Origin of the sequence: Oceanicaulis sp. UBA6590 (assembly GCF_002433705.1) — a bacterium.
Classification (GTDB): Bacteria; Pseudomonadota; Alphaproteobacteria; order Caulobacterales; family Maricaulaceae; genus Oceanicaulis.
Window position 1 is genome coordinate 1 of the sequence record NZ_DJIQ01000058.1, and the last position, 11,855, is coordinate 11,855.

General features: G+C 60.6%; 9 protein-coding genes. 3 read left to right on the forward strand and 6 right to left on the reverse strand.

From position 1 onward, the window contains the following. A partial coding sequence (uvrB, locus tag B2Z70_RS11760; RefSeq protein ID WP_292983493.1) for an excinuclease ABC subunit UvrB occupies positions 1-1,761 on the forward strand: 1,761 nt, incomplete at its 5' end. Between the two features lie 208 nt (positions 1,762-1,969). Here the strand turns inward: uvrB and B2Z70_RS11765 are convergent. Further along, the gene (locus B2Z70_RS11765) at positions 1,970-2,863 is read right to left on the reverse strand and encodes a DNA adenine methylase (RefSeq protein ID WP_292983495.1); all 894 of its coding nucleotides are present in this window, start codon (positions 2,861-2,863) and stop codon (positions 1,970-1,972) included. After that, on the reverse strand, positions 2,860-4,233 hold the full coding sequence (locus tag B2Z70_RS11770; RefSeq protein WP_292983497.1) for a hypothetical protein: 1,374 nt from the start codon (positions 4,231-4,233) through the stop codon (positions 2,860-2,862). Before B2Z70_RS11770 ends, B2Z70_RS11765 begins: the two co-directional genes overlap by 4 nt. Before the next feature lie 982 nt (positions 4,234-5,215). Here B2Z70_RS11770 and B2Z70_RS11775 point away from each other — a divergent pair. Together B2Z70_RS11775 and B2Z70_RS11780 are read left to right on the forward strand one after the other, a co-directional pair. Next, on the forward strand, positions 5,216-5,920 hold the full coding sequence (locus B2Z70_RS11775) for a helix-turn-helix domain-containing protein (protein WP_292983499.1): 705 nt from the start codon (positions 5,216-5,218) through the stop codon (positions 5,918-5,920). 90 nt (positions 5,921-6,010) lie between these two features. Continuing rightward, positions 6,011-9,049, forward strand: a complete 3,039-nt coding sequence (locus B2Z70_RS11780) for an ML domain-containing protein (RefSeq protein ID WP_292983501.1) — start codon at positions 6,011-6,013, stop codon at positions 9,047-9,049. A gap of 51 nt (positions 9,050-9,100) precedes the next feature. On the opposite strand, the gene B2Z70_RS11785 is transcribed toward B2Z70_RS11780, so the two are convergent. From B2Z70_RS11785 to B2Z70_RS11800, 4 genes are all read right to left on the reverse strand, one after another. Next, the gene (locus B2Z70_RS11785) at positions 9,101-10,414 is read right to left on the reverse strand and encodes an ATP-binding protein (RefSeq protein ID WP_009803082.1); all 1,314 of its coding nucleotides are present in this window, start codon (positions 10,412-10,414) and stop codon (positions 9,101-9,103) included. A gap of 6 nt (positions 10,415-10,420) precedes the next feature. Then, a complete protein-coding gene (locus B2Z70_RS11790) occupies positions 10,421-11,131 on the reverse strand; it encodes a response regulator (RefSeq protein WP_292983503.1) in 711 nt (236 codons plus the stop codon). Between the two features lie 62 nt (positions 11,132-11,193). Continuing rightward, entirely contained in the window at positions 11,194-11,496 is a 303-nt protein-coding gene (locus B2Z70_RS11795; protein ID WP_009803080.1) for a hypothetical protein, read from the reverse strand. 188 nt (positions 11,497-11,684) lie between these two features. After that, entirely contained in the window at positions 11,685-11,816 is a 132-nt protein-coding gene (locus tag B2Z70_RS11800) for a hypothetical protein (protein ID WP_009803079.1), read from the reverse strand. Between the last annotated feature and the right edge of the window lie 39 nt (positions 11,817-11,855).

An 11,855-nucleotide genomic window follows, 5' to 3' on the forward strand; every position in this document is an offset into this window, starting at 1 on the left:
TACTACGACTACTACCAGCCCGAAGCCTATGTGCCGCGCACCGACACCTACATAGAAAAAGAATCCACCATCAACGAGGCCATCGACCGGATGCGCCACGCCGCCACCCGCGCGATCCTGGAGCGCGACGACGTCATCATCGTCGCCTCGGTGAGCTGCATTTACGGCATCGGCTCGGTCGAGACCTACACCGCCATGGTATTCGATCTGGAGGTGGGGGCGGAAAAGGATCCGCGCCAGGTCATGCGCGACCTCGTGTCGCTGCAATACACAAGAAACGACGCCGCCTTCCAGCGCGGCACCTTCCGCCTGCGCGGCGATGTGCTGGAGATCTTCCCGGCCCACTATGACGCCCGCGCCTGGCGGATCAGCTTCTTTGGCGACGAGATCGAGCGCATTCAGGAGTTCGAGGTCCTCACCGGCGCCCCCATTGGCGATCTCGAGAAAGTCCGCGTCTACGCCAACTCCCACTATGTCACCCCGCGCCCGACGCTCAATCAGGCCATCGCCAGCATCAAGAAGGAGCTCGCCGAGCGGCTGACCTGGATGGAAGCCAACGGCAAGCTCTTGGAAGCCCAGCGCCTGCAACAGCGCACCGAGTTCGACCTTGAAATGCTCGAAGCCACCGGCTCCTGCATGGGGATCGAGAACTATTCGCGCTATCTCACCGGCCGCAAGCCCGGCGAGCCGCCCCCCACCATGTTTGAATACCTGCCCGACAATGCGCTGGTCTTCATTGATGAAAGCCATGTCACCGTGCCCCAGCTGGGCGCGATGTACAAAGGCGACTTCAACCGCAAGCGCACCCTGGCCGAGCACGGCTTCCGCCTGCCCTCCTGCATGGATAACCGCCCCCTCAAATTCGAGGAATGGGAGGCCATGCGCCCGCAAACGCTCCACGTCTCCGCCACGCCCGGAAAGTGGGAGCTGAACCAGACCGGCGGCGTCTTCACCGAACAGGTCATCCGCCCCACCGGCCTGATCGACCCGCCCGTCGAAGTACGCCCGGTGCAGACCGAGACTTCGAGCCAGGTCGATGACATCATCGAGGAGGCGAGGAAGACCGCCGAGGCCGGCTATCGCACCCTCATCACCACCCTCACCAAGAAAATGGCCGAGGATCTGACCGAATACATGCACGAGCAGGGCCTGAAGGTCCGCTACATGCACTCGGACATCGACACGGTGGAGCGGATCGAGCTGATCCGTGATCTGCGCCTCGGCGAATACGACGTCCTTGTGGGCATCAACCTGCTCCGCGAAGGCCTCGACATCCCCGAATGCGGCCTTGTGGGCATTCTTGATGCGGACAAGGAAGGCTTCCTGCGCTCTGAAACCTCGCTCGTCCAAACCATCGGCCGCGCCGCGCGCAACGCCGACGCCAGGGTGATCCTCTATGCCGATCGCATCACCGGCTCCATGGAGCGGGCCATGCAGGAGACCGAACGCCGCCGCGAGAAACAGATCGCCCATAACCAGGAGCACGGCATCACCCCGCGCACCGTCACCCGCGGCGTCAGCGATATCCTGCAAGGCGTGATGGAAGAAACCGCCAAGGGCCGCGGCAAGAAACGCGACAAGAAGCGCGACCGCGCGGTGGCCGAGGATCAGGCCCGCTTCGAACCCAACAATCTCAAGACCACGATCGCGGATCTGGAGAAGCGGATGCGTGAGGCCGCAGCGGATCTGGAGTTTGAGGAAGCCGCGCGTCTAAGGGATGAGATCAAGAAGCTCACCGATGACACAGCGGACGCTGTGTAAGGATCCGGGGCCTTGCGCCCCGGCCTGCACGAGGCGTAGTGGCGTGGTGGAGCCTGCCCCGGACTTGATCCGGGGGGATGAGATCAAGAAGCTGGAGGGGGCTTAAGATGTTAACCACCAAACTTTCTCCATGCCTTTGATCGCCTCAGAGCTTGATGGAAGCCCACTTAACGGCCTATCACTCAGACAGAAGCACTAAATTTAAGGACTATATATTTCCAACTCGCAAATAGTCCTCAGTGAATTCAGCTGCTTCTGGAAAGCCCTCCTGCACAGAATAGCCAAGGCTATCAGAAACCGCAAAGTACTCTTCCTTCAAAGACCTTGTTTTCAAATAATATTCCCACACCACCGACCTAATAGCATGTATGCTAAAGTTCTCTCTAATAAACTTCTCATCATCAATAGTGTAAATCCAGTCCCCACTCAAACCTCCAATCAAGGCCGCAGACTTTTCTTGCTCTTCAATGTCATAAAAAAATCTATATAGCCTCTTTCCCATGGATATATATGGCGGATCAATAAACCAAAAAACCCTATCGTCGTTCGCTCTGTCCAAAAAAACCTCTTGTGCACTTCTGCATTCAATAATCACATTCTGCATAATTTTAGACATAGTTTCTATTGTTTTGCATATTCGATCTTTGTTGAATCGACACCCAATTTTATACTTAGATGATTGTGACATGCCCCCGATTGGCCCCGCACCAATTATTCCACTAAAATTAGTTCTATTTAAAAAAAGGAAAGAAAATGCGGCGCTCAAATCATCACCTTCGCCATTATATTCTTCTGCAATTCTCTTTTGGACAACCCAGTTTTCAATGCTTAGTTCGCAACTTTCAATTATAGCAATTAAATCCTTAGGACAATCACGTACGGCTTTCCAAAAAGCCACTACGAGCGGGTCAAGATCATACAACTCAGCCGATCTAATATGCCCCGATGAAAGCAATGAAATAGAAACACTCGCTCCACCCGCATAAGGCTCAATTAAAGTTTTGTTCCCCGAATAAGAGGCCTCTACATACCGCTTAACAATAGAGGCAAATTTTCTTTTCGATCCCGGGTAACGAAGCGGTGATTGATACCCCCAATTCACTGAACAACACTCCTAATAAACTGCCGCAGCTGATTTGCGAGTGACACAATACGCCCAGCATCCGCATGCGCCCACTGGCCGTGAGCCGAGATGCTAAGATAATCTAGCTCCCCCCTGCTCCTTACCCCATCCAGCACGTCACGCGCCCTGTCATCTGGCAGATGGTGAGGATTTGCTATCAGGTGGTTTACGTAGCCCTTTAGCCCAGGCATTTTAGATTTCGGCAAATCGCCAGCCTGAGAGAGCAGATAATAAATCGTAGATTCAATAAGAGCCCGGAATAAGAATGTACTAGTCAACGGGAACTCATAAGGATTTATTTTATTTATCTCATGAATTACTTGTTTGAGCGTATCATCTTCTACGCCACAGACCAAACTTTCGAAAAACAAATCCGGCTTTAGAGATTTTCTTGTTGGACTTATAACAGGTTTTCTGTCTAATTTTTTATCTTCAGTTACAGCGGCCTTGGAATTAGCAGGCTTCGTGGGTTTTTCTGCACGTGTTGCGCCATCACTTGAAACAGCAAGCCCAATATCACGCAAAATTTTCTTCTGATCAGTTCTCGTGTCGTAAGTGGTTTTTCCGGTTTTGGGGTCCGGAACAAAAAATCCTTTAACTATTTTACGCATTGCTGGATGGAAAGTCTTTTTGTCTAAGCTAGTCTTAGGCACTTGATAAGCATCAAAAGAAAGCTGAAATGCGTCCATCACTCCAGCTAGCGTCCAAAATCTAAGATATGGATTCACTTTTAACTTAGGGTCAAATAATAATGCCTTTTCTGCTTTATGCAGACGGGGTGTTTCTTGAGCCATTCTGAGAAGGTTATACTCTCGGATAACTCTCCGAACCGCCTCCTCACTAGCGCCTTGCATTTTGGCAATCGAGGCTACCGGCTCCCCTAAATCATATAGCCTTGCGGCCCTTCGCATTTTTGCGATGGGAGTCCACTTTTTTATACCCGGCTCAGTATGCCGAATCGTTAATATTCGCTCAGCCGAATGCCTATCGGGAGAGACATCAGCTTGAATATTTCTGATGTCGTGCAACACATCTTCTGTTGGCTTAATGATATCTCTTTTATAGGCTTCAGGAATCAATGAGGGGTTTAAGAGCACTTGGCACGAGGTAACTCTTCTGTTTCCCTCAAGAACCATTACAAAACCATTTTCCCTTGTTACGATAATCCTTTCACCAGGCAGCATTCCCTCTGCTGCTATTTTATTTGCTAGCTCAACTATTTCCTCATACTCGAACATGGCGGAAATAATATCCGCTTGGCTTGCATTTTCCGGAACTTCAATTCTTGGATTTAAAGGATCCAAGGTCAGTTCTAACGGATTAAACTGCTCTGAAGGCCAATTGCTCATCAAATTTCTCAATCAACAGCACACGGATTATACGCAGATATCAACTCATCCAAAATCAATCAATAAGCGATTTTTTTATCTTCGAACACCTTACTAGCGACCAGACGCGCTCACCAAAACGGCAAAACTGACACCTGTTCTTTTCCATGCTGAGGCTTGAATGAGAACAAAGTGAAACACTGAGAACGCCACCCTATCCCCCACCTCGCCCTCACCCCCTACCCCTTACCGTCAAGGGCATGAGCGCTGAGACACCTGACATCACCGATCCGAGGATCGCCCGGGCGCGGACGATGCGGGAGGCGGGGGAGGAGACCGCCGATATCGCGCGCGCCTGCGGCGTGACAGTGAGCCGCCAGCGCCCCGCCTGCCCCGCCACTCTGTCATCCCGGACGCGCAGCGCGCCGGGATCCGCCGGAAACGCTCTGTTCTGATCGCAGAGACGCCTGCAGTAGATCCCGGATCAAGTCCGGAATGACGGGGGAGTGATGTGGAGCTTGCCCCAACCTCTCGGCCTTCGGACTTGATCCGGAGGCCCATGCGGCGGCTCGGTTGGTCTGGGTCCCCGGGTCAAGCCCGAGGACCGAGAGGGAGAGAGTCTTATTCTCTTCCCCCGCGAAGGCGGGGGCCCAGAGCCGGAGTCGCGGCGCTTGATGATCTCTGGATCCCCGCCTGCGCGGGGAAAGAGGGAGAGTTAAGGGCGGGGGAGGCCCATGCGGCGGCTCGGCTAGTCTGGGTCCCCGGGTCAAGCCCGAGGACCGAGGGGGAGAGTCTTATTCCCCCAAACTGAATTCCCGGACGCGCGCAGCGCGAGCCGGGACCTCCATCAGGATATGGAGCCAGACGCGGAGGGAGGCCCCGGCTCAAGGCCGGGGTTTCAGTTTGGGAAAGAGGGAGATTCAAAGCGGAGAACGCCACCCTATCCCCCACCCCGCCCTCACCCCCTACCTTCAAGGGCATGAGCGCTGAGACACCTGACATCATGGATCCGAGGATCGCCCGGGCAAGGGCGATGCGGGAGGCGGGGGCGGAGACCGCCGAGATCGCCCGCGCCTGCGGCGTGACGGTGAGCACCATCTATCGCTGGGCCGAGGCGCATGGCTTTCGCGTTTGCGATCTGGAGGCGACGGCCTGGGCCGCGTCGGGGCGGGGTTTGGGTGCGGCCTCTCCCTCACCTGAATTCCCGGCCTTGAGCCGGGACCTCCATCAGAATGAGGCGCCACACGCGGAGGGAGGCCCCGGATCAAGTCCGGGGTTTCAGTATGGGAAAGAGGGTGAAGAGAAAGAAGCGCGCGAAGACGCCCCCGAAATCACCGCCGAGCAATGGGGGCAGATGGCGCGCAGTCTCAAACAGCGCGCGCTCGCCTTGACCGGCGCGGGGCGCTTGCGACAGGCCGAGCAGGCGTTGCGCCTCGCCGAGCGCTATGACCGCATGCGCGCCAGCGCGCCGCAGCCGAAGACGGCGGAGGACGCCAGCCGCTATTATGACGAGATGGATCGTCGGCTCGATCGCCTCGCCGCGCATCTGCGCGAGCGGGCCGGGCTGAAAGAGGGCGAAGAGTTCACCGACGCCCACCGCGAAGCCCTGGGCATCAAACCCCTGCCGCCGGAGTATGAGGACTGCAAGCGCGACGGGGAGACCTGCGGGAGCCGGCGCCCGGACGGGCCGGGCGGCGGGGCTGCATAAAAGCTTAACACATTGTGAAAGCGGGTTTTCAGATCCGCTGCTCCCCTTATAGTGGGTCTCGAACAGGGTCGCGCAATCTGGAGGGGAAGAATGGCGCATTCACGCATCACGGCAGGGCTTTGCGCCCTGGTCATCAGCGCCATCGGCGCCCCGGCGGCGCTGGCGCAGATGTCCTCCGGAGCCGGTCTGGCCGCAGGCCGGGCCGAGGCCGCGCGCGCGCTGGATGCGCGCGCCCGAGAGGGCCTGCCGGCCGCGCAGATCCTCGCCTATGAGCGGCGGCTTCAGACCTGTGATGCGGATGCCGGGGCCTGCGCCCTCTTGCGGGACGAGCTTCAGAGTCTGATCGTGTCTGCGGACGGCCCTGCGCCGACGCGGCTGATCCGCAGCCCTGCAACCCTTGAGCCCGGCTCGGATGGGGAGATGGCGGGCGCGACGGCGCACCTGCAGGCCGGCCCGGATCGGCCCGAGGCGGTCGATACGGACCGGCCGGTCGTGCAATCGCTGACGATCACGCCTGAAACGCTCGATATCGATGCGGGCGAGACCACGCTCTGGGTGGACTACGAGATCACCGATACGGGCGGCTCCTATCTCGACATGATGCTGCTCGAACTGCAGCTCGTGGGCGATTTCACCGCTCCGGATATTGATGGCGGGCAGCACGCGCTGAGCGGCAACCGGTCCACGGGCCGGGTGCGCATCGATGTGAACCCGTATACGCGGCCAGGCGAGTACAAGGTGTTCCTGTGGGCGTTCGATCACGCCGAGAACTCCAATGATCTCAGCCAGCCGACGCCGTCCGTGACCATCGTGAACACGGCGAGCGACACGCTGGACCCGGTGCTGAACGCGCTGGAGGTCACGCCCGATCCGCTGACGCTGGAGGGCCAGGATGGCCGGATCGAGATCGCCTTTGATGTCAGCGAGCCCGGCGGCGCCGGTCTCGACTACGTCTCCTTCGGGCTCTACCACGTGGATTCGCCCACCTATGACGGCGCGATCAGCAACTCGCTGATCTCCCTGTCCGGGGAGACCGAGCTGCAGGGGCGCACCTTCCTGAACGTGCCGGCCGGAACCCCGTCGGGGCAGTATTACATCAGCGTCCAGGCCCGCGACACGGCCCGGAACATCCTCTTCCTCAACCAGGACGATCTGACCGAGGACCGGACCCTGACCATCCGGAACGGGGAGTCCGACACCCTGGCGCCGGTCATCCACCGCCTGACCCTGACGCCGGACGCCGTGGAGGCCTCCGAGCTGGGCGCAACGGTGCGGGTCGACTATGACGTGGAGGATCTGGGCGGCTCCGGACTGCGCAGCCTGTCGCTCTGGCTGGCCCATGACGAGGCGGCCAAGCGGCAATCCATCCTGACGACGCCCCTGATCCAGTTCAACGGCCAGACCCGCGGCAGCGGTTCGTTCAACGTCCGCATCCCGCCGAACTATCCCCCGGGCGCCTATCGCGTGGGCCTGAGCCTGCAGGACGAGATCCGGAATGAAACCGGCAATGGCCGCACCAGCGGTCTCGCCACCACGCAGATGATCCGCCTGAACGAGCCGGGCAAGCGCGCCTTCGGGCCGTTCCCGGACGTGCTGGAGCCCGAGGGCGAGGGCCGCGACATCTTCCGCGTGACCGGTCTGGACAGGGCCCCGCCCGAACGGATCGAAGTCGCCTTCCGCGATCCCCGGATCGCCGGTTTTGAGGGCGCATTCAGCGATTGCGATCTGGAGGTCCGGCCCGGACGCCGGTCCGGCGGCGAGTATCTCATCCTCGCTCAGGACCTGGCGGCCTGCGGCGCCTTTGGCTCCGCCGATCTGGTGTTCCGCATCACGCCTCATCCCGCCGATCTGGGCGAGCGCATCCTGCTGCGTAGGTTCCGGGTCAGCGAGAGCGGCATGCTCACCGACATGGTGGCGGACCGCTCGCCGCTGTCGCGTTGGGGGGAAGGTCCCGGCGCGCTGACATTCGGCCCCTTTGAATGGACTGAAACGCCGGCGAGCGGGCGCCTGCACCGCTTCCGCCTGTCCGGCCTCGAGGACCGTATCCCACAGAGCATGGACATCGCGATCGCCAACGCCGCGGCGGACGGGTTCGACGGCGCGTTCAGCGATTGCGCGGTGGACATCCCCCCGAGCAGGGTTGCAAACGGGATCTATGACTTCACCAGCGCCGATCTCGCTGCATGCGGGGATTTCGGTCGGGCGGATCTCAGCTTCCGCTTCACCGACATCGCCGATTATTCCGAAAGCGTCACCCTGACCCGCCTCGTCACCACGGCGGACGGATCGGTCACCGATTTCTCCTTTGATCAGTTGATGGACACGCCCCTGCAGCCTGAAGCGATTTCAGGCGGCCGCGTCGAGGTCGAGGCCGGGCTTTTCGAGTGGACCGGCGACGCCAATGCGCCGACACGGAACCTGTTCCGGATTTCGGGGCTTGATGGCGTTCCCGGCGAGATCGAGGTCGCCATCAACAACGCCGCCGCCAGCGGCTATGACGGCGCATACTCCGACTGCACCCTGCAGATTCGCCCCGAGCGCGCCGGCGCGCACGACTATCTCATAAGCACGTCGGACCTCGTCGATTGCGGCGCCTTCGGTCGTGCGGACCTCAGCTTCCGGATCACCGCCGCCGCCGAGACCATGCCGGACGGCGTACGCATGCGGCGGATCGCGATCGGGGCCCATGGCGACCTGACCGATTTCAATTTCGATCACGCCTTCCAGACCGCGCCGACCATTCGTGAGGGCGATGACGGGCAGTCCAATGTGGTGTTCGGTCCCTTCGAATGGACCGGAGACAGTACGGTCGGCACCCAGAATGTCTTCCGCATCACGGGCATCACCGGGGCGCCCACCCGCATCCAGGCGGCGCTCGCCCATGCGGCCTCCGGGGAGTATCGCGGCAGCTATCTCGACTGCGAACTCACGGTGCGCCCCGGTCGCGTCAGCGACGGCGACTTTGTCATCACCAGCAATGATCTGGCCGATTGCGGCGATTTCGCGCGCGCCAATGTCACCTTCCGGGTGTTCGCCAACACCGGTCAGTTCTCGGACACCGTCCGCATGCGGCGCTTCGCCGTCACCCGGACCGGAGGCCTGACCGATTTCGGCTTCGACAATCAGTAAGGCGAGGCGCCCCTCTTCCCTGACAGCCTTCAGGGAAGAGGGGGGCAGCCTCTAGGCCGGCAGGCTGACCCGCGCCCTCAGACCGCCGAGCGGGGAGTCCTCGAGCCGCAATTCCCCGCCATGGGCGCGCAGGGTGTCGCGAGCGATGGCGAGGCCGAGGCCGACGCCCTTGCGGTTGGCGTTGCGGCTTTCGTCGAGGCGCGAGAAGGGCTTGAAGGCGTCCTCCCGCTGATCAGCGGGAATGCCGGGGCCGTTATCATCGATGAGGATTTCAAGGCGCGAGCCATTGCGGCGCGCGCTCAGCAGCACGTCTTCGGCATGGGCGGCCGCATTGGAGACGAGATTGGCGAGCGCGCGTTTCAGGGCGCTCTCGCGCGCCTGCACGATGAGCCCGTCCTCCACCTCGAGCCGCAGATCGACGCCCTCGCGCGCGGCGTCGTCCGCCAGCGTCTCGCACAGGGCGGTGAGGTCGAGGCTTTCAGGCTCCTCCCCCGCCTGACCACGGGCGAAGGCGAGATATTCCTCGAGCGCGGCCTCCATGTCCGCGAGATCGCGGCGCGCGGCGTCCCGCTCCTCGCTTTGCGGCATAAGGGCGAGCTGGAGGCGTAGGCGGGTGAGCGGGGTTCTGAGGTCATGGCTGACGCCCGCGAGCAATTGCGTGCGCTGTTCGATATGGCGCTTGAGCCGGCCGCGCATGTCGAGGAAGGCGGCGCTGGCGCGGCGCACTTCACGCGCGCCGGCGGGCTTGAAGCGCTCCACATCCTGACCCCGACCGAAAGCTTCGGCGGCCTCGGCGAGCTGGCGGATCGGTTTGACCTGATTGCGGATGAACAGGATGGCGACGGTGAGCAAAAGGCCTGTCGCGAGGAACAGCCAGATCAGGAAGATATGCCCGGTGGTGGCGAACACCCGGTCGCGCACGGCGATGAAGCGCAGGACACCGCCATCTACCTGCACGCGGATGTCGACATAGGAGGGATAGCGCGTGGTGTCGAACCAGAAGGCGTGGTTCAGCTCATCGCCCAGCGCGCTTCTGAGCGTCCGGTCCAGCGCGCGGAAAAACGCCGTGCGGCGGGTGGTGGGGAGCGCATCTCCCTCGCGAAACTCTACGCTGAGATCGGTGGTGGCGAAGGCGAGATTCGCCAGCGCGTCGAACTGTTCAGGGCCTTCGCGTTCATAAAGCGCGACCACCAGCGCCACCTCACCCGCCACGCTTTCACTCAGGCGCGCCGTCGTGGTCTGCCAGTGCTGGTCAAAGAAGGCCCAGGTCACAGCCCCCTGCATCAGCGCCACGGGCAGTACGATGATCAGCAGTGATCGCTCGAACAGGCCCTTGGGCAGATAGGGTTTGATAGAGAAGCGCATCCGGCCCTAGCCTTCAGCAACGTCGTAGACCGGATCCGCCACCAGCTTGTAGCCCGACCCCCGCACGGTCTGGATATAGAGCGGGGCCTTGGGGTCCAGTTCGATCTTGCGTCTGAGACGGGTGATCTGCACGTCCACCGCCCGCTCGCCCGCGCCATTGGCGGCCTGCTCGGACAGCGACTGCCGCGACACCGCCTCGCCATTGGATTTGGCCAGTGCGGCCAGAAGCGCGGTCTCACCACCGGTCAGACGCACGGACTTGCCGTCTTCGCTCAATTGCCCGCTTTCGATCTCGAACCGCCAGGGCCCGAAGGCGACCGCCGACGGCCCGCGGGTCTGCGGCAGGGCGCGGCGCAGGATCGCCTGCACGCGCAGCACCAGCTCCTCAGGCTCGAACGGTTTGGCGAGATAATCGTCCGCCCCGAGGCTGAGCCCCTTGATGCGATCTTCGGGCTCGCCGCGCGCGGTCAGCAGGAGGATGGGCGTCGCATCGGTCTGGCGCACGGTTTCGGTGACTTCAAATCCGTCCGCGCCCGGCATCATCACGTCGAGGATGATCAGGTCAAAGCGCATCTGCGCCAGCAACGAGAGCGCTTTCCTGCCGTCGCTGGCGGAGGTGACGCGCAAACCTCGCGCGCGCAGGAACTTCGTCAGAAGATCGCGAATGCGGTCATCATCATCAACGACAAGGATATGGGCGGCGCGCGGGTCGATCATGGGCGAAGAGTGCCCAAATCCGCCCGCTTTGACCAGTTGCTCAAGTGCGTCTGAAACGTCCGCTAATGCTTCTTGAACGGCGCCGAGATCGCACTGCCGACCAGGGCGACAATGATCCGCGCAATCAGAGTGAAGAACAGCAGCAGGATGGCGCCCTCCTCGATCAGCAGATCCATCCAGACCTTGTAGCGCACCGGAATGTCGGGCCGCAGGATCAAAGCCTCGAAATCCTTGGCGCGCTGCACCAGCCAGTCGAGACCTTCCGGCCAGAGAATGCCCATGCTGATCAGCATGATGTAGGACAGCACGAAGGACAGGAAAATCGTGAAAGTGGCGTTGGTCGCACGCGCAAAGATCAGGCCCATCTCGGCCTCCCTCAATCCAGGGCGTCAGCCTCCCCACGGGCGACGCTTCGGGACCCTAGCACCGGAAATGGCGATGCGCAGTCCATTTTAGGATTTTATTGACCTTTCCGGACCGGATGCGGCGACGCAGGCCCCGTGATGGATGCCTGTCGGCGCCAGACTAGCTTCAATATACCAGAGATCAAACCCTAGATGATGAAGACAAACGCAATCACGGCGAGCGCAATGACCGCACCTCCCAAGGAGGCATAGAGGACATGTTCCTGCCAGTTCCGGCGCTCACCTTGGCGTGCTTCGGTTTTTTCTGCTCGAATGGTCATATCGCCTCCTTTAGCTTTGATAACGTCAGCTAGGGCGAT

Excerpts from the sequence above, each read along its gene's own strand:
- B2Z70_RS11775 (WP_292983499.1), top strand. The coding sequence starts at position 5,216 with ATGGATCCGAGGATCGCCCGGGCAAGGGCGATGCGGGAGGCGGGGGCG.
- B2Z70_RS11780 (WP_292983501.1), top strand. The coding sequence starts at position 6,011 with ATGGCGCATTCACGCATCACGGCAGGGCTTTGCGCCCTGGTCATCAGC.
- B2Z70_RS11800 (WP_009803079.1), bottom strand. The coding sequence starts at position 11,816 with ATGACCATTCGAGCAGAAAAAACCGAAGCACGCCAAGGTGAGCGCCGG.
- B2Z70_RS11770 (WP_292983497.1), bottom strand. The coding sequence starts at position 4,233 with ATGAGCAATTGGCCTTCAGAGCAGTTTAATCCGTTAGAACTGACCTTG.
- B2Z70_RS11785 (WP_009803082.1), bottom strand. The coding sequence starts at position 10,414 with ATGCGCTTCTCTATCAAACCCTATCTGCCCAAGGGCCTGTTCGAGCGA.
- B2Z70_RS11790 (WP_292983503.1), bottom strand. The coding sequence starts at position 11,131 with ATGATCGACCCGCGCGCCGCCCATATCCTTGTCGTTGATGATGATGAC.
- B2Z70_RS11795 (WP_009803080.1), bottom strand. The coding sequence starts at position 11,496 with ATGGGCCTGATCTTTGCGCGTGCGACCAACGCCACTTTCACGATTTTC.